Genomic DNA, 20,848 nt, shown 5'->3' with positions numbered 1-20,848 from the left:
GGATTTGGGCTTCGCTCAAACGCCGCGCGGGCTTGCCTGATCCGGGCTCCGCTTTGATCAAGCGGAGCCCGTATCAGCCGTCGCGTGGCGCCCATGCCGGCCGGCCCGGCAGGCGGACGCGGTGCGGGGCCAGCCACGCATGGCCGAGCCTCGCGCCCGCGGCAGAGGAAGCGGGCCCGCCGCGGCGGGCCGTTCGACGGCGCGCAGGACGGCGCGGATCCGGCTCGGAACGTCCCTCATGCGGCCCTCGCCTCCGTGTCGAGCAGATCGGCATGATGGGCCGCCGCCACGTCGGGATGCGAGCGCAGGCGGCCCTTCAGATAGTTGCGCCCGACCTCGCGGAAGAGCGGGTTGTCGGGGTCGCTCGCCGGCCCCCGCGCCTGCGCGGCGAGCGGCGCCGGCAGGTCGAGGAGCGGCACGGTCGCGTCGGGGCGGGCGCCGAGGAAGAAGGCGACCGAGAGGCGGTCGCGTCCCGCCGCCGGGGTCACCACCCGGTGGATCGTGGCGCGCAGGTATCCGTTCGAGGCCAGTTCGAGCAATTCGCCGACATTGACCACGAAGGCGCCCGGAACCGGCGTCGCCGCGATCCAGCCGCCGGCGCCGTCCGCCACTTCGAGGCCGCCCTCGCCGTCCTGCGCCAGCAGGGTGAGGAAGCCGCTGTCCTTGTGGGCACCGACGCCCTGGTCGTCGCCGGTCGCCTCGCGGCCGGGATAGCGGATGATCTTGATATGCGGGTTGGGGCCCCCCGCATAGATCGGCGCGAAGGCGTCCGCGGCTTGGCCGAGCGCCAGGGCGAAGGCTTCGAGCAGGCGGATGCCGACCGCCGTCACCGCCGCCTGCCACGCCAGCAGCTCGGGCCGCAACGCCGGCAAGGCAGGGGGCCAGAGGTTCGGGCCCTGCAGCCGGGTCCAGGCCGGGGCGCCGGGCGCGCGCGAGAGCGCGGCCCGCTCGGCGCCGATGTCGAACTGTTCGCGCCAGTCGGCCTTGCCGCGGGTGATCTCGGCACCGGCTGCGGTGTAGCCGCGGAAATGGGGCGAGTGGACCATCGCGACCGCCTGTTTCGCCTCGGCCGGCAGGGCGAAGAAGCGCCGCGCCAGCGCCTGCACCGCGGCGATCCGGGCCTCCGGAATGCCGTGGCCGACGAGGGAGAAGAAGCCGACTTCGCGGGCCGCCGCGCGCAGCTCGGCCAGGAAGGCGTTTCGCTCGGCCTCGCCCGCCTCGAGACGGCGGAGGTCGAGGATCGGGAGGGCGCCCATCTCAGGCCGCCCGCGCCAGCGATCCGGCGGCGGCGAGCGCCCGATCGAGATCGGCGAGGATGTCGTCGAGATGCTCCAGCCCGACCGCAAGGCGGACATAGCCGTCGGTGACGCCGGCGGCGCGCTGCTCCTCGGGGGTGAGCTGCGCGTGGGTGGTCGAGGCCGGATGGATCGCGAGGCTGCGGGCGTCGCCGATATTGGCCACGTGATAGAAAAGGGTCAGGGCATCGATGAAGCGCCGCCCGGCCGCCCGGCCGCCCGCCAGCTCGAACCCGACGAGGCCGCCATAGCCGCCCTTCAGGACCCGGTCGGCCCGCTCCCGTGCGGCGCCCGTCTGGACCGAGGGGTGGATCACCCGCACGACCTCGGGGCGCTGGCCGAGCCAGTCGGCCACGCTCTGCGCGTTGCGGCTGTGGCGCTCGATGCGCAGGGGCAGGGTCTCGAGGCCCTGGAGCGTCAGGAAGGCGTTGAACGGCGAGACCGCGGGGCCGAGATCGCGCAGGAGCCGGACCCGGGCGCGCAGCACGTAGGCGATCGGGCCGAGGGGCGCCGCGGCCTCGGTCCAGACGGCGCCGTGATAGCTGTCGTCCGGCGTGGTCAGGGCCGGCTGGCGGTCGGGATGGGCCGCCCAGTCGAAGCGACCGCCGTCGATGAGGGCCCCGCCGATGGCGACGCCGTGGCCGCCGAGATACTTCGTGGTCGAGTAGACGACGATGGCCGCGCCATGGTCGAGGGGCCGCGCCAGCAGGGGCGCGGCGGTGTTGTCGACGATGAGCGGGATGCCGAGCGGCCGGCCGATCGCCGCCACCTCGGCGATGGGGAAGACCGACAGCTTCGGGTTCGGCAGGGTCTCGGCGTAGTAGGCCCGGGTTCGGCCATCGGTCGCGCGGGAAAAGTTGTGCGGGTCGGCGGGGTCGACGAAGCGAACCTCGATGCCCTGCTCCTTCAGGGTGTGGGCGAACAGATTCCAGGTGCCGCCGTAGAGGTCGGTCGAGGAGACGATGTTGTCGCCGGCCTTGGCGAGGTTCTGCACGCTGAGCGCCGTGGCCGCCTGACCCGAGGCGAGGGCGAGGGCCGCCGCGCCCCCTTCGAGCGCCGCGAGGCGCTGCTCCAGCACATCGACGGTCGGGTTGGTGACGCGGGTGTAGATGTTGCCGAGCTCCTGGAGCGCGAACAGGCTCTCGGCGTGGTCGGTGTCGCGGAACTGGTAGGCGGTGGTCGGGTGGATCGGCACCGCGACCGCCCCGGTCTGCGGATCGGCCCGCCATCCGGCATGGAGCGCGAGCGTCTCGGCATGGATGGAGGCGGGGTTCGGGCTCGGCATCGACAGCTCCTTGGGAAGAACACCCAAGATGATCGGCCAATCTGTATTGATGTCAACGAAAACAGATTTCTTAATTCGGTAGGATCGGGCGATTTTCTTCGCAGGTTCCGGCTGCTCTGGCCAAAAGCGTTCGAAGGGTGTTTGCAACCGCTCCCGTCGACCGCGTCGGCCCGAGAGGGGGACGCTGCCGCGCGGCGAACAGCGCAGCCGCCGTATTGTGGCGATGGTATCCATCCGACGCCACACCCGATCGGCAGAGTATGAGGACAGCGCGATCGGCCTCGGAATAGATAATCTCTACCGGCTCTCACGGATTCGGCACCATTAAGCTTCAGGGAGGCAGACATGCGAACGATCGGCGTGGCAGCACTTCTCCTTCTTACGCTACACCCTGCACGCGCTCTTGAGGCCGACGAGGTGATCGGCACCTGGAAACTCGTCAGCAGCACGAGGAAGGTGTTGGACACGAGTGAAGAGATCAACACCTATGGCGGCGCGCATCCGACCGGCTGGATCACCTACGGCCGCGAGGGGCGCGTCACCGCCATCGTCGCCTATGAAGGCCGAACAAAACCGGCCAGCATCGACAAATTGACCGACCCAGAGCGGATCAGTTTATTCAAGACATTCTTTGCCTATAGCGGCACCTATACGCTCGACGGCAATTCCGTCACCCATCACATCGATACGTCATGGAACGAGGTTTGGACGGGCACATCTCAGGTTCGCGACATCGAGAAACGCGGCGACACCCTCATCTATACGACGAGGCCGGCGCCCTTCAGTGGCGATGGGAAGATGAGCATCATCACCCTGGTCTGGCAAAAGGTCCCGTAAGGCCCTCCGGCGCCATGTTCGAGGATGGGGCGCTCTGAAGGCGCACCTTCGGGCAAGGGACGGCGCGCCCACGCCGTCCGATGGCGATCACGCCGCGCCACCGGATCGAGGCGTAAACGGACGGGGCTCCGGTGCCGTCGAGCGGGCGCCTCATACCAAATCCGGTTGATCCCTTCGGGATGGCGGATTTGGGCTTCGCTCAAACGCCGCGCGGGCTTGCCTGATACGGGCTCCGCTTTAATCAAGCGGAGCTCGGATCACGGGTGCTTGTGGATCGGATCGATCCAGTAGACCGTCTCGGGCCGCTCGGCGGCGTCGACATCCGGCAGGTTGACCACCACCGCCTCGTTGTCCGAACGCACCAGCACGCAATGCAGGGGCTCGTCGGTCGAGGCGTTGATCTCCTGGTGCGGCACGTAGGGCGGCACGAAGATGAAATCGCCGGGGCCGGCCTCGGCCACGTATTCGAGGCGCTCGCCCCAGCGCATCCGGGCGCGGCCGGAGACGATGTAGATCACGCTCTCCAGGGCGCCGTGGTGATGCACGCCGGTCTTGGCATCGGGCTCGATCGCCACCGTGCCGGCCCAGATCTTCTGGGCGCCGACCCGGGCGGCGTTGACCGCCGCCTGGCGGAACATGCCCGGCGTCTGGGCGGTGTTGGGGTCGAGCCGGTCGCCGGGGATCACCCGCACGCCGTCGTGCTTCCAGCGGACGGCCCCGCCCGCGTCGCGGTCGGACTCGGGCGCGGGGGGCGCGTGGTCGTGGGTGTGGCCGTCGCCGATGTCGTGCATGTCCAAACATCCTTCGCCGCGGCCCTTATCGCATGGCGGCGGGCGCGTCGGAAAACCCCGTGTCGAGGATCGCCTCGGCGCGCGGGGCGCGGGCCGCCGGGATCAGGCCGGCGCGCACGTAGAGATCGATGATGCGCTGCGCGTCGGCGATCACCGCGGCGTCGATCGGCACGGTGCGGTATTGCGCTCGCCCGAACCAGCGCAAGGGCACCGCCTCGGGCAGGCCGATCAGCTTCGACCAGGCGGCGGCGTAGGGCGCCGGGTCGGTCAGCGCCCAGGCCCGGGCCCGGGCGAGACGGGCGGCGTAGTCGGCCAGGAGCGCGCGCTTGGTGGTGAGGGCGGCCTCGCTCGCCACCGCGTAGCTCAGGCCCGGGGTGATGCCGTTGCCGTCGCGGACGACCCGCACGAGCCCGGCGAGCTCGGCCGCGGAGGTATAGGGCTCCCAGGTCGACCACGCATCGACCGCGCCGGAGGTCAGCGCCAGCTTGGCATCCGCCGGCGGCAGGAAGCGGAACTGCACGCGGTCGGCCGGCAGCCCCGCCTCTTCGAGGGCGGCGAGGACGACCTGATGGCCGATCGAGCCGCGGTTGGTGGCGATGCGCTTGCCCTGAAGGTCCGCCACGCTGCGGACGGCGGAATCCGGCCGCACCAGGATGGCGAGCCCGTCCTGCCGGTTGCGGAAGGCCAGGAACGCCTTGACCGGAACGCCGGCGGCGGCCGCGAAGGTGAAGGGCGCATCGCCCACCCCGCCCGCGTCGATGACGCCGGCGTTCAGCGCCTCCAGCAGCGGGGCCGCCGCCGGGAACTCGCTCCATTCGAGCCGGTAGGGCAGGCCGTCGAGCACGCCCGCGGCCTCCATCAGGGCGCGGGCATTGCCGCGCTGGTCGCCGACGCGCAGGACCGGCTCCGCGCAAGCCGGCCCGAGGAGGGCGAGCGCCAGCGCCCACAGGACGAGGACGCGGGCCATCAGGCGGCCTCCGCCGCGCCGCCGTCGCGCCCGCGCCGCGTCCTCGCGAGCAGGCTCCGGACGGCCGGCAGCAAGTCGCGCCCGTACTGGATCGCGTCCTCCAGCGGGTCGAAGCCGCGGATCAGGAAGGTGCGCACGCCGAGATCGTGATAGTCGAGGAGCGCGTCGGCGACCTGCTCGGGCGTGCCGACGAGGGCCGTCGAATTGCCCGAGGCGCCGGTCTCCGCGGCGATCGCCGTGTAGAGCCGCTTGTCGAGGCGCGGGCCCTCGGCCGCCGCGGCGAGCAGCCTTCGCGAGCCCTCGTTCTGCGGTGCAGGGGCGGGCCCCAGGCCGCGGGCGGCCCGCAGCCGCCGGGTTTCGGCCAGCAGGCTTTCCGCCCGCGCCCAGGCCCGCGCCTCGGTCTCCGCCAGGATCGGCCGCAGGGACAGGCTGAAGCGCGGCGTGCGCCCGTGCGGGGCGGCCGCCGCCCGCACCCGGCCGATCAGCTCGCGCACCTGGGCGTGAGTCTCGCCCCAGAGCGCGTAGGTGTCGGCGTGCCGGCCCGCCACCGCCAGAGCCGCGGGCGAGGCGCCGCCGAAATAGACCGGGATCGTCCCCACCGGCTTCACCTCCGAGAAGCCCGCCGCGATCCGGTAATGCGTGCCCGCGTAATCGAACGGCGTCTGCGCGGTCCAGGTGAGGCGCAGGATGTCGAGGAACTCGGCGGTGCGGGCGTAGCGCGCATCCTTGGTGAGGTGGTCGCCGTCGCGGGCGAGATCGCGGTCGTCGCCGCCGCTGATCGCGTGGATCGCCACGCGCCCGCCGGTGAGCTGGTCGAGGGTGGCGAACTGGCGCGCCGCGAGGGTGGGCGCGGTGAAGCCGGTGCGGTGGGCGATCATCAGGCCGATCCGCCGGGTCGCGGCGGCGATCTCGGCGGCGATCAGCATCGGATCGGGCGCGGTCGCATAGGCCGCCACCAGCACCCGGTCGAACCCGCCCCGCTCATGCGCCTGCGCCAAAAGCCGCAGGTAATCGGGCTCGATCGCGGGGCCGCGCGCCGCGCGCGTCTCGGAGACCTCGTGCGGGGCGACGAAGCCGATGAATTCGACCGTCTCGGGCGGCAGCAGCCTCATCCGGAACTCCCTTGTCTGTCAGACGCCGAGCGCGGCGCGGCCGGCGGCGATCCGCACCGCGTCGCCCTGCGGCCAGTGGATGCGCGCGCACAGGACGTCGCGCAGGTGCCGCTCCAGCGGATGATGCCGCGAGAGCGCGGCGTTGCCGCAGAGCTCAGTGACCCGCTGCACCGCCTGGATCGCGTTCTCGGTCACGGTGAGCTTGACGAAGCCCGCCTCCTGCGGCGCGGGCGGCCGGCCCGCATCGGTCTCGGCGGCGAGGCTCGCCACGAGCCGGGCGTTGACCGAGAGCAGCCGCGCGTTCTCGCCCACCGCCTCGTGGAAGCGCGGCAGGCTGGCGAGCGGCGCCCCGAGGCTGCCGGGCACGCGGGCGTGCAGGAATTGCCCGAACCACGCCTGCGCCGCCTGCGCGACCCCGTCGTAGAGCGCGGCGAGCAGGGCGCAGCTCCAGGCCTGCTGCCACGGATCGGGCCGGCGCCACGCCTCCGGACGGCGCAGATCGACGGCATGCGGGCCGGGCACGAAGACGTCCTCGAACACCACGTCGTGGCTGCCCGAGGCGCGCAGGCCCAGATGGTCCCAGGTCTCCTCGATGCGCAGGCCGGGCGCGGACATCGGCACCAGCAGGTTGCCGACCCGCGGCTCCGCCTCGTCGGTGCGGGCGAAGACGAGGCCGTAGGCCAGGCCCGGCGCGCCGGTGGAGTAGATTTTTCGGCCCGTGATGCGCCAGCCCTCGCCGTCGCGCCGGGCCAGGGTGCAGGGCAGGCCGCCGCGGGCGGGGGTGCCGAGATCGGGCTCGACCCGGAGCGCGTTGATGAGGGCGCCCCGCACCGCGGCCTCCCGTCCGACCGCGTCGGCGAGGGCGTGCGGCCAGGGCGTGCCGTCGCGGTGGATCAGCCCGTGCTGGAGCAGCGTCATCGCCAGGACGAGGGCGACCGCCGGGTCGCCGGCACCGAGTGCGCCCACGACCCGCGCCGCCTGCGCCAGCCCGGCCCCGCCGCCGCCGAGCCGCTCCGGCACGGTGAGCCCGATCAGGCCGGCCGCGTGCAGGGACGCGAGCGGCTCGTGCGGGAAGGCGCCGGTCCGGTCGCGCGCGCCGGCTTGCGCGGCGAGACGCTCGGACAGGCTCCGGACGGGATCGGGGGATACGGCGGACATGGTCCTCGAGAGGGCAGGGGGAACGGCGGAGCCGGCGCGGGCGGGGCTTGCCAACGGCGACGGGCGGAGAGCCGACCGGCCGCGCTATGCTCGGCGCGCCGCGGCGGGCGGTCAACGAAACCCGTTTCCAAAGTCGGCCGCACCGGCAGGAGGTTCTGCCCGCGCGCCCCGGAATGCCGGAAGATCACGCTCTGGCCTGCCGCCGACGCGCAGGACCTCGGCTTCGGACGCGGATCCCGCGGGGTCATTCCGTGCGTCCGGCGGAGGCCCGCCGCCTCGCCCTCGCCGGAGCCGTCGCCGATGCGCCCCCCTCATCGCCGAGGGTTATCAGGCCTCGGAAGGGCCGATCCAATCACCGATCCCGCGCCGATCGCCGTCGCACCGCCGGACGGAAAATCTTCTCGATTCGACCGGGACGCTGAAATTCTGTCGCAAAAGACAGAAAATCTTGGAAATAGACTTCGATTGACTTCAGACCCGCATGACTCAACACTCCATTCATCAGCCTCTCGACGAGGCTGTTCCCGACATCGACGCGCGCGTCTCCCGGTTCATCGGGCCTTCGCTTCCGCGCGTCCCGCCTTGCGACCGTTTCGGAGACGACCATGACCGACGAGCCCCCGCGCCCCGGCCGCCTGCCGTCGCGCCGGCGACTGCTGCGCGTGGGCGCCGCCGCGGCGGCGCTGCCCCTGGGGTTCGGGATGGGCGGCGTGCGGGCCTGGGGCCCCGGTCCGGCGGTGCCGTTCGATCCCGGACCGATCTGCCGTCCGACCGCCGCTTCCGAGGCCGCCGGCCCACTGAAACCCATCAAGCTCGCCTGGAACGCCACCGCGATCTGCACCGCCGCCGCGCCGCTCGCCAAGGAGCGCGGCCTGTTCGCCGCCCACGGCCTCGACGTGGAATTCGTCAATTTCGGCGGCTCGACCGAGGCGCTGCTGGAGGCCATCGCCACGGGCAAGGCGGATGCCGGCATCGGCATGGCCCTGCGCTGGCTCAAACCCTTGGAGCAGGGTTTTGATGTGAAGATCACCGCCGGCCTGCATGGCGGCTGCCTGCGTCTGCTCGGCGCGACGTCCGCCGGCATCACCGACATCGCGGCGCTGAAGGGCAAGACCATCGCGATCAGCGACCACGCGAGCCCGGCCAAGAACTTCTTCGCGCTCCTGCTCGCCCAGGCCGGCATCGACCCGGAGACCGGCGTCGCGTGGCGGCCCTACCCGGCCGACCTCCTCCACCTCGCCGTCGAGAAGGGCGAGGCGCAGGCGCTCGCCGATTCCGATCCCCGCACCTGGATCTGGCGGAAGGACCCGAACTTCACGGAGATCGCCACCAACCTCTCGGGCGCATACGCCGACCGCACCTGCTGCGTGGTCGCCGTGCGCGGCAGCCTGATCCGCCATGACCGCGCGGCCGCCACCGCGCTCACCCGCGCGGTGCTGGAGGCCGGGCACCGCGTCCACGCCGACCCGGAGGACGCCGCCCGCATTTTTTCCGGCTACGGTGGCCGGGGCTCGGTCGCGGATCTGGCGGCGATGCTGAGGAGCCAGCACCACGGCGACCGCCCGGTCGGCGCCGACCTGAAGCGCCAGCTCGTGCTCTACGGCGACGAACTGAAGCGCGTGAACGTCCTCAAGCGCTCCACCGACACGGCCAAGTTCGCCGAGCGCGTCTATGCCGACGTGTTGAGCTGAGGGGCACGCATGGCCAGTCTCACCGGATATGCCGGCCGCTTGCCCCGTCCCGCCGCCGGCCGGCTCCCGGGCCTGCCGGTGCGGGCGCTCGCCGTCGGCGCGGCGTGGCTCGCCCTCGCGGGGGCGACCTACGGGCTGCCGGAGGAGGGGGATTTCCCCTCCACCGCCGCCTTCGCCGCCGGCGCCCTCGGCCTCGGCCTCGGCCTGCCGCCGCTCGTCGTGCTCTCGGGGCGCCTCGGCCGGGCTGGCACCGCGCTGGCGCAGGGGACGCCCTGGCTGATCCTGCTGGCGCTCGCTGCCCTGGCCTGGGAGCTCATCACCGCGAAATTCGCGCTCCTGCCGATGCCGTTCTTCCCCCCGCCACAGGCGATCCTCGAGGTCTTCCTGGACGACGGGGCGAGGCTCGGCGGCAGCATCCTGGCCTCGCTGAAGCTGCTCGCCGGGGGCTACCTGATCGGCGCCGGCCTCGGTTTCGTGCTCGGCGTCGCCATCGGCTGGTCGAAGACCGTGGGGTACTGGGCGCATCCGGTGCTGCGCTTCGTCGGGCCGCTGCCCGCGACCGCGTGGCTGCCGCTCGCCTTCTTCGTGTTTCCCTCCTCGTGGTCGGCCAGCACCTTCCTGATCGCGCTCGCCACCGGCTTCCCGGTCACGGTGCTGACGTGGTCGGGCGTGGCCGGGGTCAACAAGGCCTATTTCGACGTGGCCCGCACGCTCGGGGCGTCGTCCACCTTCCTCGTGCTGCGGGTCGCGATTCCGGCGGCGTTGCCGCATGTCTTCGTCGGGCTGTTCATGGGGCTCGGCGGGTCCTTCGCCGTGCTGGTGGTGGCCGAGATGCTCGGCGTGAAGTCCGGCCTCGGCTGGTACCTGCAATGGGCGCAAGGCTGGGCGGCCTACGCCAACCTGTATGCCGCGTTGATCGTGATGGCGCTGATGTGCTCGGGGCTGATCAGCCTGCTGTTCCGCCTGCGCGACCGGGTGCTCTCCTGGCAGAAGGGGCTGGTGCAATGGTAGCCACGACGCTCGAACGCCCGACCCCCGTGGCTCCTGTCGGCGCGGCCGCCAAGGCGGCCGGCGCCCGGCTCACGGTCGAGGCCGTGTCCCATGCCTTCGACATCCGGGGCACCGCGCTGCCGGTGCTCGACCGCGTCTCCCTCGACGTGGCGCCGGGGGGCTTCGTGGCGCTGCTCGGCCCCTCCGGCTGCGGCAAGTCCACCCTGCTGCGCCTCGTCGCCGGGCTGGAGCCGCCCGATGCCGGCCGGATCACGATCGACGGGGCGCAAGTCGCCGGCCCGGATCCGTCCCGCCTCCTCGTGTTCCAAGACCCGACGCTCTATCCCTGGCGCACGGTGCGGGGAAACGTGATGCTGGGGCTGGAAGCGCGCGGGATCGCCGGTCCGGCGCGTGCGGCCCGGGCCGAGGCCGCCCTGCGCCTCGTCGGACTCGACGGCTTCAGCGAGGTGTTTCCGCACCAGCTCTCCGGCGGCATGGCCCAGCGCGCGGCGCTGGCCCGGGCGCTGGTGAACGCGCCGCGGCTGCTCCTGCTCGACGAGCCCCTCGGCAAGCTCGACGCCCTGACCCGGCTCAGCCTCCAGGCCGAGATCCTGCGTCTCTGGCAGGAGACGCGCTTCACCGCGCTCCTCGTCACCCACGACGTGGAGGAGGCGCTGGTTCTGGCCGAGCGGGTGATCGTGCTCTCCGATCGCCCGGCCGCGATCCGCGCCGACATCCGCGTCGCGCGCCCCTATCCGCGCCACCGCGACGACCCCGAACTGGTGCGCCTGCGCCGGAGCATTCTCGACAGTCTGGGCCAGCCGATCTGAGGATCGGGCATTCCGAGACGGAAACGCGGCGCCCCCGGACGGACCGGGAGCGCTCGGATCGTCCTACTTGCGCGGGCCGAGGGGGGCTTCGGGGACCGGGATCGGCGCGGGCTCGCCGGGAAGCGCGAGGGGACCGGTGATCGGCCGCAGGGCGGTATTGATCGGCGCGACCACGGCATCGATGGCGTGCAGGCCCTGATTGATCGGCGCAACGATCTGGCCGACCGGGGCGAAGATCAGGGCCATCAGGTCAGGGCCGTAGGATCGCTTCGCCTTGACGACCGGGATATCCGCCGGCCCGTCGGCCGGGTTCGCCACGAGGGCACTGCGATCCCGGCGGAACCCCACGCGATCGGAGGCCTCGGGCTCCACCGGCCGGGCCGGCGCGCGCTCGGCCGGACCGGGCTGCCCCAGGGCCACGCCCGACAGCACCATCATCATACCCAGGCTTGCCGCGATGATCGACTTCATGATCGTCCCCTTCTGTTCCGTGGCCGTGGCCCGGATGGTTGTCCGCCTTTGGGACCGCCCGGATCGGGCGGTCGTCCGGCTCGCCGGCGGCCGTCACGAGCAGCGCCCCGTCGCCGAACAGGCGTTCGATGGCGCGGGCCGCGTCCGCCTCGGTCACGGCCGCGATCCGCCGGTTGCGCTCGTCGAGCCAGCTCGGATCGCGCCGGTCGAGTTTCAGGGTGAGCAGCAGGCTGGCAATCGCACGGGACGTGTCGAAGTTGAGGCCGTAGGAGCCGGTGAGGTAGCTCTTGGCGGCTTCGAGTTCGTCGGTGCCGATCCCCTCCTGCACGAGCCGGGCGACCTCGCCCTGGATCACCTCGAGGGCCTCGCCGGCCCGCTCGTTCGGGGTCGCGGTGGCGCCGAGGAGGGTCGAGCCCCCCTCGTTGAAGCGCAGGCTCGACCAGACCGAGTAGCACAGCCCGCGCGCCTCCCGGAGCTCCTGGAACAGGCGGGAGCTGAAGGTGCCGCCGCCGAGGCAATGGTTCACCACCACGGCGGCCATGGCGTCCGGGTCGTCCCGGTGCAGACCGGGGCGGCCGAAATAGAGCGCGGTCTGCGGCGACGCCATCGACGTCACGAAGCGCTCACCCACATGCGCCAGGGCGCAGGGCGAGACGGGGGGCGTCGCGCCGCCGGGCAGCTCCGCGAAGGCGCTGTCCAGGAGCGGGCCCAGGGCGTCGGCGCCGATCGCGCCCACCACGGCAATCTCCAGGTTGCCCCGCGTGAGCAGGGCTTCCTGCAGGGCGACGATGTCGGTGCGGGTGATCGCCGGGAGAGAGGTGAGATCGCCGTCGGTCGGACGCCCGTAGGGATGGTCGGGAAACCCGTGCGCGAACAGCGCGGTCATCGCCACGTGGTCGGTCTGCGCCAGGGAGCGCCGGACCTGGGCGCAGGCCGCCTCCCGGATGCGCGCCAGATCGGTCTGCGCCAGGAGCGGATCGCGCAGGGACAGGCCGAGGAGATGGAAGGCCTGGCCCGCATTGCGCGCGAGGGCCCGCAGCGATCCCCCCAGGCTCTCGGCCTGCTGGGCCGAGAACGAGAGCTGGACGGCACTGTCGCCCAGCGCGCGCCGGAACGCGCTGCCGTCGAGGTTGCCGGCCCCCTCGGTCAGAAGGTCGGCGAGCATCCGGGCGGTGCCGGCCTTGCCGGCGGGGTCGCGGGCGGCGCCGCCCCGGAAGCCGAAGCCCACCGAGAGGATGGGGAGCGTGTGATCGTCGAAGAGCCAGGCCGACACGCCCCCGGGACTCGTCACGCGCTGCACACGATCGGCATAGGATCTGACCATGGCGGCCGGATCGACGGAAATGTTCATGGTCAGGGGTCTCACGCGGATCAAGCCGCTTCCAGGAGGTAGCCGGACACGCCGGTCTGCCGGTCGAGCATCCGGAGAGCGTTGCCCAGGGCTTCGGGCGTCACCGCCTCGATGGTGCGCTGCCAGGCGTCGAGGTCGGCGATCGAGAGACCGCAGCACAGCGACATGCCGTACCATTGGGCGAGCTGGACCTGACTGTCGCGGGCGAAGAGGGCCTTCGCCACGATCTGGGTCTTGGCCCGCGCGATGTCCTCCGCGGGGAAGCCGTTGGCCTGGACGGTGGCCAGCACCGCGTCGATGGCCCGGTCGAGGGCGTCCGGCGTGGTTCCGGCGGCGGGCGTCCCGCGGATGTGGAAGCTCGCCTGATCGAAGGCGGTGCCCCAATAGGCCGCCCGGACGCGGGTGGCGCAGCCGAGATCGCGCACGAGGCGCTCGTGGAGCAGCGAGGTCTCATCGCCGCCGAGCAGGAAGGCCAGGAGTTCCAGGGCCTCGGCCTCGCCGGGCGCGCCGGTATGGGCGGAGGGCACCGCGTGGAGCCGCTGCAGGAGCGGCTGCCGGACCTGCCCGTCCCGCAGGGTGATGGCCCGGTGGGTGCGGGCCGGCGGGTCCTGCACGCGTCCGCGGGCGGGGGCATCGGCGCTCGCGGCCTTGGCGCCGTCCTCCCTGCGCGGCACCAAGCCCTTCACGAGCGTTTCCGTGAGCTACCCGTTCACCGTCGTGGGCCAGACGCTGCAGCTCAAGGCCAGCGGCGATTTCCCCAATTTCCCATGACCCGCGCCTCCTCGGTGGGCACGCGCGACAGGCGGGCACGCCTCCGACTCGCTTGAGGGCGGAGGCCCGGGGCGGCAGGGGCGAGGGGCGGGAGTCTCGTGTGGACCTCCGCCGAGGGGCCTGCTACCACCGGCACTCATCAGACTCCGTAGCTCAGCTGGATAGAGCAGCCGCCTTCTAAGCGGCAGGTCGTAGGTTCGAGCCCTACCGGGGTCGCCACGAATCCGCCCGCCAGTCAGGGACTTGGCGGGTTTTCCATATCCTGGGGCCGCCTCCGTGGACTCGCGACACGCCGCCTGCGCCGACAGGCTCTCCGGTCGGCGCCGTAACCGCCGCGGCCTCGGCCTGCGCGATCCGCAGCCATGAGCCGGTCCGCCCCCGAGCGCGATCGGCCGGACGCCGATCCGCGCAGCACCGCCGCTCTGATCGGGGCGGCGACACGCGATGCCAGCGCGCATCTCGCCGCCCTGCTCCGGCTGGCCAGAATCGAGGTCCGGGGCAATCTGCGCGCGCTGGCAACGCTCGTGCTGCTGTTCGGCGGAGCGCTGCTGCTCGTCGTGGTCGCGCTGGTCCTGCTGCTCATCGCCCTGCGGGAGGCCCTCGCCGTCCTGATCGGTTCCGAGGTCCTGGCCAGCCTGATCGTAGCCCTGCCCTTTCTCGCCGCCGCGGCGATCCTGACTTGGTCGGGCGTGCGCCGGATGCGTCCGGGCGCCGAACGGGCCTGAGGGCGGACGGGAGCCGACAGGCCCCGCCGTCAGCGGGCGCGCCGTGCCGGGCGGTTCTGCTACGATCCGTGCGATGTGCAATCTCTACAGCCTCATGAAGAGCCAGGACGAGATCCGGCGCGCGTTCCGGGTCGACCTCGACCAGACCGGCAACCTGCCGCCGCTCCCCGGCATCTTCCCCAACACCGCCGCGCCGATCGTGCACGTCGCGGAGGGGCGGCGCGTGCTCGCGCGGCATCGCTGGGGCATGCCCTCGCCGGCCTTCGCCCTGGAGGGCAAGCGGGTCGATCCCGGCGTCACCAACGTGCGCAACACGGGCTCGCCGCACTGGCGCCGCTGGCTCGGTCCGGACCATCGCTGTCTCGTGCCGCTGTCGTCGTTCAGCGAGTTCAACAAGGCGGCGGGCGGCGACATCTGGTTCGCGCTGGGTGAGGATCGCCCGCTCGCCTGCTTCGCCGGGATCCGGACGGAAGGCTGGACCTCGGTGCGCAAGCTCAAGGACGGCGAGACCACGGACGATCTCTACGCCTTCCTGACCTGCCCGCCCAACGCCGAGGTCGGCGCGATCCACCCGAAGGCGATGCCGGTGATCCTGACGACGGAGGCGGAGCGGGACGCGTGGCTGCGCGCGCCCTGGTCCGAGGCGAAGGCCCTGCAGCGTCCCCTGCCGGACGGATCGCTCACCGTGGTCGGGCAGGGCGTGAAGGGAGACGGCGCGTGACGGATCCCCCCGCTGGCCCGCGACCGCGGCGCTGCGTCCACTATGTCGGCTTCCGCGACGACCGCTACTGGAACGCCTTTCGGATCTGGGGCGGCCCGCGGATGATCCACCGGCGATGGGATCGGATCGCCCAGTCCGATATCGGCCCCGGGGATGTGGTGATCTTCGCACAGGGCGACGAGCACCAGCCCCTGGCGGAGTACAACGCCACCGACATCGACGAGCGGTGGCTTTAGGGATTCTCCGTCCCCCTCGGCGGGCGATCGGATCCAGGACGATGCGCGAACGGCCCGTCCCCCGCCGCGGCGGCCCGCTCAGGTCGACACGGCCCCGGCGGGCGGGCGCTGCTCGGCCCGGCGCAGCATCACGATGGTCTCCCGCAGCCAGCGCTGGCTGGGCACGTCGTCGTTGGAGGCGTGCCAGATCATCGAGATCGCAACGTCCGGCAGGTCGACCGGCGCCGGGCTCACGGTCAGGCCCATGCTGTCGGCGAAGAAGCGCGCCAGCCGCGAATGCATCGTGGCGATCACGGGCGCTTGGCGGACCACGAACGGCATCACCGTGAACCGCGGCGAGGTCAGCGCGATGACGCGCTTGCGGCCGATCCGGGCGAGGGCGTCGTCCACCACGCCGTGGGCGCTCTCCACGAGGCTCGTGAGCAGATGGGGAAACCGCAGATACTCGTCGAGGGAGATCGGCGGGGTGAGGCCGACGAGGTCGGCATTGAAGAGGCAGAGATAGCTCTCCTTGTTCAGGATGCGCCGCTTGTGGTGCGTCTGCCCCTGCTCGAACACGCCCATGCCGACATCGACCCGCCCGCTATCGAGGTCGTCGAGGATACGGTGACGGTCGACGGTGTGGAGCAGGAGCTTCACCCCCGGCGCCCGCGCCTGCAGATGCGCGATGAGGGTCGGCATCAGCAGCACCTCGGTCGAATCCGGGATGCCCAGCGTGAAGGTGATGTCCGCCGTGGCCGGATCGAACGCCTCCGGCGGGGCGGTGATCCGCTGGATCTGGGACAGGGCCGCCTGCATCGGCTCGACGAGGGCGAGCGCCCGCGGCGTCGGCCGCATGCCGTCCGGCCCGCGGGTCAGCAGCTCGTCCGCGAAGGTCGTGCGCAGGCGGCCGAGGGCGTGGCTCATCGCCGACTGGCTGATGCCGATCCGTGCCGCCGCCCGCGTCACGCTCCGCTCCGCCAGCAGGGCGTCGAGGGCGACGAGCAGGTTGAGATCGAGCCGAGCAAGATGCACGTGATCGATACGCATTATGAAATCAACCCATTTGATTCATGGCACCCGGATCAGCACATTCGCTCTCATGAAGCGACGGACATACCCGCCGCACACACCAGAGGCTGAACCGATGTCCAAGCCGATCCTCTCCCGCGTCGCCGCCGGCATGGCGCTGACCCTCCTCACCACCACCGCCGTCCTGGCCCAGGACTCCACCGCCGTGCACGGCGTCAAGACTGTCGGCGCCATGACCCTGGCGACCCAGGGTCTTGCCACCAACATGGGCTCCGTGCACCGCCAGGGCGGTTACGCGCTCCCCGGCGCCGTCCAGTGGACGACGATCCCCGCCGAAGAGCCGATCAAGCAGGCCGCCTTCTGATCCCGTGCCCCTGACGGGCGCGGCCGGCAAGACGGCCGAGACAAGGGCCGGGACGACGGTGCGCCGACCTTCGGCGCCACCCCGTCCCGGTCTTCGGGCCACCGTCGCTCCGGCGGCCGGATGCCACCCGCGAGGACGCGGCACGGTCGCCGAGGGGCTACCATTTGAGGGCGGACCCGGCGGCGAGAGTCGCGGCAATGCAACACCGGTCGTTTCCTTGCACGGGAGGGGGCCGGCATCTTCAAAGCGGTCAGAATTTCGATATCAGACTGCGCCGGTCACTCAGCGACTGGCACCGCCCCCATGTTGTCCGCGTCCCGCACCCTGGTCCTTCAGCACCGTGAGATTTCCGCCCTGCTGGCGACCTACGGCATGTTCGTCGGCGGGTTGTTGATCCTCGTCTGGGCGGTGCCTTAGGGCGCCCCGGTCAGGCCACAGCCGGCCGGAGGCCCTGTCTCGGGGACCCGGCATCGGTTATCGTGGCCGGATGAGCAGGCCCTTCGCACCTTCCCCGCGGCATCGTCTCGCAGCCGGCCTCGTGACGGGCCTCGTGCTCGGCCACGGTCTCCTCGCGGCCGGCCCGGCCCTGGCCCAGAGCGTCCTGCCATTCGCGGGCTTCGCACCGCTGCCGTCCTTCGTCTGGTCACCGCCGGCCGGCACCGAGACCGGCCGCGGGTCGGGCTCCTACGCGGCCGTGTCCACCGGCTACGCCATCGCGTCGTCGAAGCAATTCGGGAGCTATGGCGGCCCGACCCTCGGCTTCGAGGGCGGCCGGATGTGGCAGGAGGGGCGGCTGATCTACGGCATCGTCGGGGGGGTCGATATGCTGCTCCCGGCGACCGGCAACCTCTCGCCCGGTTTCGGAGGCCTGGCCTATTCGCGCGATCTGGCGGGCGCCTTTCAGGTGCAGGTCGGGACGCTCCTGACGGACGACGTGCTGCTCTACGGCAAGGCGGGAGCCTGGGCCGTGCACGAGCGGCTGCAGGTCGGGGCGACCCACGCCGCGCCGCTCTACAGCCGCGAGGACATCGCGATGCGGCCGGAAGCGCGCGTCGGCGTCGAATGGGCGATCACGGATCGGCTCTCGGTGGCGGTCGAGGCCGGGGTGATCGGCAACCGGCTTCACTGAACGGTTTCCCCCGCCGCAGCCGCAGGGGGCTGTCCGGGAGCGATGATCCGCACGGCCCCCAGGGATCAGGCCCAGGGCTCCTACCAAATCCGGTTGATCCCTTCGGGATGGCGGATTTGGGCTTCGCTCAAACGCCGCGCGGGCTGGACTGATACGGGCTCCGCTTTGATCAAGCGGAGCCCGTATCAGGCACAAAAAAGCCCCCGCACCGAGCGATGCGGGGGCCTGCATGTCATGTCACGCTGCGGGGGCGATCAACAGTCGTTGCCGCCCTTCTCGCCGAGCTTCTGGTCGTTGCCGGCGGCATTCATGGCGCCGACCGTGCCCGGCGAGGCCGGCTGGTTGCCGCCCGCATTGTTCTTGGCCGAGGACGTCTCCTTCGAGCCCGGCTTGTCGGCCACGCCCTGGTTGGCGCCGACATTGTTCATCGCCCCCACCGTGCCCGGCGAGGCCGGCTGCTGGCCACCCGCGAGGTTCTTCGAGCCGGCATCGGCGCCGCTGCCGGTGCTGCTGCCGGCGGCGCTGGAGCCCTCCGGTGCCTTGGCGGTGCTGCCGGTGTTGCAGGGCGCGGCGAAAGCAGAGCCGGTCATGAGGGCCAGGGCAGCGGCCGCGACAACGGTTTTCGTGAACGTCACGTTGGTTTCCTCCGAGATGATCTTGCGGGTATGTCACCCGTTCAGACCGGGGAAAGCGATTCAGGAAGACGAAGTTCCCGAATTCTCCCGGCGCAGAAGCATCTTCTCGGGTCTGTTCACGGCCCCGCTTCGTCCCGTCCTCCGCATTGCGACGCGGGCGCGCGACAACGCAATCGATGCGACGATGTCGGGAGAGTCGTCCGTCGCGGCATCAACCGGATGCTTGGCCGAGGGCGCGACGGGACGTGGGCCGATCAGGACGGTTTGTGGTCCGGTGCCGTGCAGGCAGGGGCGGGAGGGCCGCCGCAGAGGCCCTTCGGCTCGGCGTGGCTGAACGCCGTCGTCGCGAGGGCGCTGCCCAGCACGAGGCCGGCCGCGATCAGGAGGCGATAGAAGGGAAGGCCGATCATCGTCATCGAGGGCGAGGGAACGGGGGAACGGGGTCTCAGCGCGGCTGCGGCGCGGGCACGCGGATCGTGACCATCTGGCCGCTGATCGGATCGAAGACAGTGATGGTCATCGTGGGGCTCCAGCATCGGACCGGGCTCGTCCGGAATCCCGGAAGATCGCTTGCGACCTCAGAGGATCCCGAAGGATCGGGTCTTCGGCTAACGCCTCCGAGCGTGGCGGTTTCCGCGCCGTGCTCGGATGTGGTTAGCCCTTCGTTAAGCCTGTGCGCAGGCCGCGGCGCGCGGCGCGCGACCGGGTCCGGACCCGCGAGTGGCCGGCAAGACCGTTCGACGACCGTGCGACGACCGCCGCGAAGACAACCCGGTCTGAACAGATCGGCGTATTGTCTTGTTAAGGCCAAGGCTCTATGCTTGTGATGTCGGCCGGACAGTTCGGCCTCGAAATCTCAGTTCTCCATGCGCAACCTTTCTCGGCGGTCCTTCACCGTCGAAGCCAAATCCGGTGGCCGTCGTGGCTCGACGATCATCCCGACCCGCGTCGCCCCTCCGCCCGTTCCGCAGCACGCCTCGCTGTTCCGGTCGGATCCGGCGTCGACGGAACCCGCCGCCGAGAAGCGCCGCGTTCTGCCGAACCTGATCGTGCCGGAGACGCCCGAGCCCGTGCAGGATCCGGAGCCGGCTCTCGAGGAGAGGCCCGTGCGGCGCCCCCGCGGCAGGCCTCCCAAGCCCAGGCCCCTCCCGGTCGAGCCTGTCGCCGCGCCGGCCAAAGCCGCCGCGCCGGTGCCGCCGCCCCTGGCGCCGGTCGCCGTTACCGTCGCCGGCCCGGCCGAGCCGGCGCAAACGCCCCGCAGGCGCAAGGCCGATCCGATCCCCGATCTCCTGCCGCGCGGCGAACGCTGGAAGACCCGTCGCCTGGGACGCTGGAGCCGATAGCGCCGGGACGACACCGCGGCCCGGCCCGCATCGAGACCTTGACGCCCCAGCGTCACGCTCCCCCGTCAAGCCCACCCCCCGATTCCTCCCCGCAATCCTCCGGGCTCGTTTCGCGCGATTGACGCCCGGCGGCGGGTCGTATGTTCTCGTCCTGTTCTCACGACAGGAATGGACATGCCCCCCGCAGGCTTCAGCGAGATGCCCGCCGCGCCCCGCCGCGCGGAGGGGGGCGGCCGGCTTCGCCACCTGCGCCGGCAGATGGAGGATCTCGCCCGGCGGCCCGGCGCCCACCGGCCGGCCCTGCCGTTCGGATTGCCCGATCTCGACCGGCATCTGCCCGGCGGCGGCCTGCGCTGCGGCGCCCTGCACGAGGTGGGCGAGGCGGGCCTGAGCGCCGACCACGCCGCCCTGTCCGCCCTCTTCGCCGCCGCCATCGTCGCCCGGCTGCCCGGTCCTGTGCTGTGGTGCCTGCGCGGACGCGACCTGTTCGCCCCCGCCCTCGTCAGCGTCGGCCTCTCGCCGGGCCGCATCGTCTTCGCCGAGACCTGGAGCGATGCCGAGGTGCTGCCGGCCATGGAGGAGGGCCTGCGCAGCCGCGGCCTCGCGGCAGTCGTCGGCGAGGCGTCCCGGCTCGGGCTGACCGCCTCGCGGCGCCTGCAACTCGCCGCGGAGCGCAGCGGCGCCCTCACCGTCGTCATCCGCCGACGCCGGCGCGCGGCCGCACAGGGCGAGTCCGGCGGCGAGTCCGGCGACGAGCCCAGCGCGGCCCTGACCCGCTGGCGCGTCTCGCCCCAGCCCGGCACCGGGCCGCCGCGATTCGGCCTGTCCATGCCCGGTCTGCCCCGGGCCCGCTGGCTCGTCGAACTCACCCGCGCCCGCGGCGCGGACGCCCCCCGTTCCTGGATCCTGGACGCGCCTGATGCGACGGGTCGTCTCCGTCTACCTGCCGACTTGGTCCACCGACCTCTGGCGGCGGCGCAACGCCCATTGCGCGCCCGGGTGGGATAGTCCGCTCGTGGTGGCCGCGAGCGCGGGGCCCCGGCGCGCGCTCGTCGCCGTCGACCGGGCCGCGCGCCGCCTGGGCCTGCGCCCCGGCATGGCGGTGGCGCAGGCCCAGGCGGCGATCGTCGGCCTG

General features: G+C 72.1%; 22 protein-coding genes and 1 tRNA gene. 11 read left to right on the top strand and 12 right to left on the bottom strand.

Annotated elements, in window-relative coordinates:
- Window positions 1-236: 236 nt before the first annotated feature.
- Both LW587_RS21210 and LW587_RS21205 read right to left on the bottom strand, forming a co-directional pair.
- Window positions 237-1,256, bottom strand: a complete 1,020-nt coding sequence (locus LW587_RS21210; protein WP_232631576.1) for an isopenicillin N synthase family dioxygenase — start codon at window positions 1,254-1,256, stop codon at window positions 237-239.
- 1 nt (window position 1,257) lies between these two features.
- Window positions 1,258-2,580 (bottom strand): O-acetylhomoserine aminocarboxypropyltransferase/cysteine synthase family protein, encoded by a 1,323-nt coding sequence (locus LW587_RS21205; protein WP_232631575.1) that lies wholly within the window; start codon window positions 2,578-2,580, stop codon window positions 1,258-1,260.
- Window positions 2,581-2,925: 345 nt separating this feature from the next.
- On the opposite strand from LW587_RS21205, the gene LW587_RS21200 reads away from it, so the two are divergent.
- Window positions 2,926-3,417, top strand: a complete 492-nt coding sequence (locus LW587_RS21200; RefSeq protein ID WP_232631574.1) for a lipocalin-like domain-containing protein — start codon at window positions 2,926-2,928, stop codon at window positions 3,415-3,417.
- 257 nt (window positions 3,418-3,674) lie between these two features.
- Here the strand turns inward: LW587_RS21200 and LW587_RS21195 are convergent, their stop codons facing one another.
- Genes LW587_RS21195 through LW587_RS21180 form a run of 4 tightly spaced genes read right to left on the bottom strand, consistent with a single transcriptional unit; the run spans window position 3,675 to window position 7,445 of the window.
- On the bottom strand, window positions 3,675-4,208 hold the full coding sequence (locus LW587_RS21195) for a cupin domain-containing protein (protein WP_232631573.1): 534 nt from the start codon (window positions 4,206-4,208) through the stop codon (window positions 3,675-3,677).
- 25 nt (window positions 4,209-4,233) lie between these two features.
- Window positions 4,234-5,175: an ABC transporter substrate-binding protein gene (locus LW587_RS21190; RefSeq protein WP_232631572.1), complete on the bottom strand. Its 942-nt coding sequence runs from the start codon at window positions 5,173-5,175 to the stop codon at window positions 4,234-4,236.
- The gene (locus LW587_RS21185; RefSeq protein WP_232631571.1) at window positions 5,175-6,287 is read right to left on the bottom strand and encodes an LLM class flavin-dependent oxidoreductase; all 1,113 of its coding nucleotides are present in this window, start codon (window positions 6,285-6,287) and stop codon (window positions 5,175-5,177) included. The genes LW587_RS21190 and LW587_RS21185 overlap by 1 nt, the downstream gene beginning before the upstream one ends.
- Before the next feature lie 18 nt (window positions 6,288-6,305).
- Window positions 6,306-7,445: an acyl-CoA dehydrogenase family protein gene (locus LW587_RS21180; RefSeq protein WP_232631570.1), complete on the bottom strand. Its 1,140-nt coding sequence runs from the start codon at window positions 7,443-7,445 to the stop codon at window positions 6,306-6,308.
- Window positions 7,446-8,050: 605 nt separating this feature from the next.
- On the opposite strand from LW587_RS21180, the gene LW587_RS21175 reads away from it, so the two are divergent.
- From LW587_RS21175 to LW587_RS21165, 3 genes are read left to right on the top strand one after another with little or no spacing between them, the layout of a single operon-like run.
- Window positions 8,051-9,136 carry an ABC transporter substrate-binding protein gene (locus LW587_RS21175; RefSeq protein WP_232631569.1) on the top strand — a complete coding sequence of 362 codons (1,086 nt, stop codon included), beginning with the start codon at window positions 8,051-8,053 and terminating at the stop codon, window positions 9,134-9,136.
- A gap of 9 nt (window positions 9,137-9,145) precedes the next feature.
- Window positions 9,146-10,147, top strand: a complete 1,002-nt coding sequence (locus LW587_RS21170) for an ABC transporter permease (RefSeq protein ID WP_232631568.1) — start codon at window positions 9,146-9,148, stop codon at window positions 10,145-10,147.
- On the top strand, window positions 10,141-10,956 hold the full coding sequence (locus LW587_RS21165; RefSeq protein WP_232631567.1) for an ABC transporter ATP-binding protein: 816 nt from the start codon (window positions 10,141-10,143) through the stop codon (window positions 10,954-10,956). The genes LW587_RS21170 and LW587_RS21165 overlap by 7 nt, the downstream gene beginning before the upstream one ends.
- Before the next feature lie 63 nt (window positions 10,957-11,019).
- Here LW587_RS21165 and LW587_RS21160 read toward each other — a convergent pair whose 3' ends face one another.
- From LW587_RS21160 to LW587_RS21150, 3 genes are read right to left on the bottom strand one after another with little or no spacing between them, the layout of a single operon-like run.
- Window positions 11,020-11,202: a hypothetical protein gene (locus tag LW587_RS21160; protein ID WP_232631566.1), complete on the bottom strand. Its 183-nt coding sequence runs from the start codon at window positions 11,200-11,202 to the stop codon at window positions 11,020-11,022.
- Window positions 11,203-11,206: 4 nt separating this feature from the next.
- On the bottom strand, window positions 11,207-12,778 hold the full coding sequence (locus tag LW587_RS21155) for a M16 family metallopeptidase (protein WP_232631565.1): 1,572 nt from the start codon (window positions 12,776-12,778) through the stop codon (window positions 11,207-11,209).
- A gap of 20 nt (window positions 12,779-12,798) precedes the next feature.
- Complete coding sequence (locus tag LW587_RS21150) at window positions 12,799-13,464, bottom strand: insulinase family protein (RefSeq protein WP_232631564.1); 666 nt, start codon at window positions 13,462-13,464, stop codon at window positions 12,799-12,801.
- Window positions 13,465-13,691: 227 nt separating this feature from the next.
- Between LW587_RS21150 and LW587_RS21145 the strand changes: the two genes are divergently transcribed.
- From LW587_RS21145 to LW587_RS21130, 4 genes are all read left to right on the top strand, one after another.
- Window positions 13,692-13,768 (top strand) — tRNA-Arg (locus tag LW587_RS21145).
- Window positions 13,769-13,911: 143 nt separating this feature from the next.
- Complete coding sequence (locus LW587_RS21140) at window positions 13,912-14,274, top strand: phage holin family protein (RefSeq protein WP_232631563.1); 363 nt, start codon at window positions 13,912-13,914, stop codon at window positions 14,272-14,274.
- A 73-nt stretch (window positions 14,275-14,347) separates the two neighbouring features.
- On the top strand, window positions 14,348-14,995 hold the full coding sequence (locus LW587_RS21135; RefSeq protein WP_232631562.1) for an SOS response-associated peptidase: 648 nt from the start codon (window positions 14,348-14,350) through the stop codon (window positions 14,993-14,995).
- The gene (locus LW587_RS21130; RefSeq protein ID WP_232631561.1) at window positions 14,992-15,231 is read left to right on the top strand and encodes a hypothetical protein; all 240 of its coding nucleotides are present in this window, start codon (window positions 14,992-14,994) and stop codon (window positions 15,229-15,231) included. Before LW587_RS21135 ends, LW587_RS21130 begins: the two co-directional genes overlap by 4 nt.
- A 78-nt stretch (window positions 15,232-15,309) precedes the next feature.
- Here LW587_RS21130 and LW587_RS21125 read toward each other — a convergent pair whose 3' ends face one another.
- Complete coding sequence (locus LW587_RS21125) at window positions 15,310-16,260, bottom strand: LysR family transcriptional regulator (protein ID WP_232631560.1); 951 nt, start codon at window positions 16,258-16,260, stop codon at window positions 15,310-15,312.
- 97 nt (window positions 16,261-16,357) lie between these two features.
- Here LW587_RS21125 and LW587_RS21120 point away from each other — a divergent pair, with 97 nt between their 5' ends.
- Together LW587_RS21120 and LW587_RS21115 are read left to right on the top strand one after the other, a co-directional pair.
- Window positions 16,358-16,606 carry a hypothetical protein gene (locus tag LW587_RS21120; RefSeq protein WP_232631559.1) on the top strand — a complete coding sequence of 83 codons (249 nt, stop codon included), beginning with the start codon at window positions 16,358-16,360 and terminating at the stop codon, window positions 16,604-16,606.
- 487 nt (window positions 16,607-17,093) lie between these two features.
- Window positions 17,094-17,735, top strand: coding sequence for a hypothetical protein (locus LW587_RS21115; protein ID WP_232631558.1), 642 nt, complete (start codon window positions 17,094-17,096; stop codon window positions 17,733-17,735).
- A gap of 254 nt (window positions 17,736-17,989) precedes the next feature.
- On the opposite strand, the gene LW587_RS21110 is transcribed toward LW587_RS21115, so the two are convergent.
- Both LW587_RS21110 and LW587_RS21105 read right to left on the bottom strand, forming a co-directional pair.
- Entirely contained in the window at window positions 17,990-18,370 is a 381-nt protein-coding gene (locus tag LW587_RS21110; RefSeq protein WP_232630592.1) for an exopolysaccharide production protein YjbE, read from the bottom strand.
- A gap of 254 nt (window positions 18,371-18,624) precedes the next feature.
- A complete protein-coding gene (locus LW587_RS21105) occupies window positions 18,625-18,780 on the bottom strand; it encodes a hypothetical protein (RefSeq protein WP_232631557.1) in 156 nt (51 codons plus the stop codon).
- 1,107 nt (window positions 18,781-19,887) lie between these two features.
- Here LW587_RS21105 and LW587_RS21100 point away from each other — a divergent pair.
- On the top strand, window positions 19,888-20,721 hold the full coding sequence (locus LW587_RS21100; protein WP_442919180.1) for an ImuA family protein: 834 nt from the start codon (window positions 19,888-19,890) through the stop codon (window positions 20,719-20,721).
- The last annotated feature ends 127 nt before the right edge of the window (window positions 20,722-20,848 follow it).

The organism is Methylobacterium sp. Leaf118 (assembly GCF_920984675.1).
In the GTDB taxonomy this organism is placed as follows: domain Bacteria; phylum Pseudomonadota; class Alphaproteobacteria; order Rhizobiales; family Beijerinckiaceae; genus Methylobacterium.
Note: the sequence above shows the minus strand (reverse complement) of the source record. Positions and strands in the feature narration are given on the sequence as shown.

Bases quoted from the DNA above. Each gene is read 5' to 3' on its own strand.
- LW587_RS21210 (WP_232631576.1), bottom strand. From the start codon at position 1,256: ATGGGCGCCCTCCCGATCCTCGACCTCCGCCGTCTCGAGGCGGGCGAG.
- LW587_RS21205 (WP_232631575.1), bottom strand. From the start codon at position 2,580: ATGCCGAGCCCGAACCCCGCCTCCATCCATGCCGAGACGCTCGCGCTC.
- LW587_RS21200 (WP_232631574.1), top strand. From the start codon at position 2,926: ATGCGAACGATCGGCGTGGCAGCACTTCTCCTTCTTACGCTACACCCT.
- LW587_RS21195 (WP_232631573.1), bottom strand. From the start codon at position 4,208: ATGCACGACATCGGCGACGGCCACACCCACGACCACGCGCCCCCCGCG.
- LW587_RS21190 (WP_232631572.1), bottom strand. From the start codon at position 5,175: ATGGCCCGCGTCCTCGTCCTGTGGGCGCTGGCGCTCGCCCTCCTCGGG.
- LW587_RS21185 (WP_232631571.1), bottom strand. From the start codon at position 6,287: ATGAGGCTGCTGCCGCCCGAGACGGTCGAATTCATCGGCTTCGTCGCC.
- LW587_RS21180 (WP_232631570.1), bottom strand. From the start codon at position 7,445: ATGTCCGCCGTATCCCCCGATCCCGTCCGGAGCCTGTCCGAGCGTCTC.
- LW587_RS21175 (WP_232631569.1), top strand. From the start codon at position 8,051: ATGACCGACGAGCCCCCGCGCCCCGGCCGCCTGCCGTCGCGCCGGCGA.
- LW587_RS21170 (WP_232631568.1), top strand. From the start codon at position 9,146: ATGGCCAGTCTCACCGGATATGCCGGCCGCTTGCCCCGTCCCGCCGCC.
- LW587_RS21165 (WP_232631567.1), top strand. From the start codon at position 10,141: ATGGTAGCCACGACGCTCGAACGCCCGACCCCCGTGGCTCCTGTCGGC.
- LW587_RS21160 (WP_232631566.1), bottom strand. From the start codon at position 11,202: ATGGCCCTGATCTTCGCCCCGGTCGGCCAGATCGTTGCGCCGATCAAT.
- LW587_RS21155 (WP_232631565.1), bottom strand. From the start codon at position 12,778: ATGAACATTTCCGTCGATCCGGCCGCCATGGTCAGATCCTATGCCGAT.
- LW587_RS21140 (WP_232631563.1), top strand. From the start codon at position 13,912: ATGAGCCGGTCCGCCCCCGAGCGCGATCGGCCGGACGCCGATCCGCGC.
- LW587_RS21135 (WP_232631562.1), top strand. From the start codon at position 14,348: ATGTGCAATCTCTACAGCCTCATGAAGAGCCAGGACGAGATCCGGCGC.
- LW587_RS21125 (WP_232631560.1), bottom strand. From the start codon at position 16,260: ATGCGTATCGATCACGTGCATCTTGCTCGGCTCGATCTCAACCTGCTC.
- LW587_RS21120 (WP_232631559.1), top strand. From the start codon at position 16,358: ATGTCCAAGCCGATCCTCTCCCGCGTCGCCGCCGGCATGGCGCTGACC.
- LW587_RS21115 (WP_232631558.1), top strand. From the start codon at position 17,094: ATGAGCAGGCCCTTCGCACCTTCCCCGCGGCATCGTCTCGCAGCCGGC.
- LW587_RS21105 (WP_232631557.1), bottom strand. From the start codon at position 18,780: ATGATCGGCCTTCCCTTCTATCGCCTCCTGATCGCGGCCGGCCTCGTG.
- LW587_RS21100 (WP_442919180.1), top strand. From the start codon at position 19,888: ATGCCCCCCGCAGGCTTCAGCGAGATGCCCGCCGCGCCCCGCCGCGCG.